Below are 1,132 nucleotides of genomic sequence, written 5' to 3' on the forward strand. Positions count from 1 at the left end.
CAGGTCCAGCGCGCGGAACTCGTTCCATTCGGTCAGGATGGCGACGCAGTCCACCCCCTCCAGGGCGCCATAGGCGTCCTGCGCCCACTGCACGTCGGGCAGCAGCTTTTCGGCCTCGTGCATGCCGGCGGGGTCGAAGGCGCGCACGGTGGCGCCGGCGGCCTGGAGCGCCGGGACGATGTCCAGCGACGGGGCGTCGCGCATGTCGTCGGTGTTGGGCTTGAAGGTGACGCCGAGCACGCCGACGGTCTTGCCGGCCACCGACCCGCCGCAGGCGGCGACGATGCGCTCGGCCATCTGCTTCTTGCGCTTGTCGTTGATGTCGACCACCGTCTCGATGATGCGCAGCGGGCTGCCGACCTGCTGGGCGGTGCGCACCAGGGCCAGCGTGTCCTTGGGGAAGCAGGAGCCGCCGTAGCCCGGGCCGGGGTGGAGGAACTTCTTGCCGATGCGCCCGTCCAGCCCGATGCCGCGGGCGACGTCGTGGACGTTGGCGCCCACCTTCTCGCACAGGTCGGCGATCTCGTTGATGAAGGTGATCTTGGCGGCCAGGAAGGTGTTGGCGGCGTACTTGGTCAGCTCCGCCGTCTCCAGCGAGGTCAGGACGATCGGCGTCTCGATCAGGTAGAGCGGCCGGTAGAGCCGGCGCATCACCTCGGCGGCGCGCTCCGAGGAGGTGCCGATGACCACGCGGTCGGGGCGCATGAAGTCGCCGATGGCCGAGCCTTCGCGCAGGAACTCCGGGTTGCTCGCCACGTCGAACTCGGCGGTCGGGTTGGTGCGGCGGATGATCGCCTCGACCTCGCGGCCCGTCCCGACCGGCACGGTCGATTTGTTGACCACCACGGTGTAGTGGTCGAGGTTGGCGGCGATCTCCTCGGCGGCGGCGTAGACGTAGGAGAGGTCAGCATGGCCGTCGCCGCGCCGGGTCGGGGTGCCCACCGCGATGAACACGGCGTCCACGCCGGCCATGGCTTCCTTCAGGTCGAGCGTGAAGGACAGGCGTCCGGCGGCGACGTTGCGCGCGACCAGCTCGTCCAGGCCCGGCTCGTAGATCGGGATCTCGCCGCGCTTCAGGCGGTCGATCTTGCCGGCGTCCTTGTCGACGCAACACACCTGAACGCCGAATTCC

General features: G+C 69.6%; 1 protein-coding gene. It reads right to left on the bottom strand.

The window, feature by feature from the left end:
* Positions 1-1,132 (bottom strand): UDP-glucose dehydrogenase family protein (locus JJL56_RS32770; RefSeq protein ID WP_200487939.1); only part of this gene is annotated, 1,132 nt, incomplete at both ends.

This window comes from Azospirillum aestuarii (assembly GCF_016632405.1).
GTDB classification, from domain to species: Bacteria; Pseudomonadota; Alphaproteobacteria; order Azospirillales; family Azospirillaceae; genus Azospirillum; species Azospirillum aestuarii.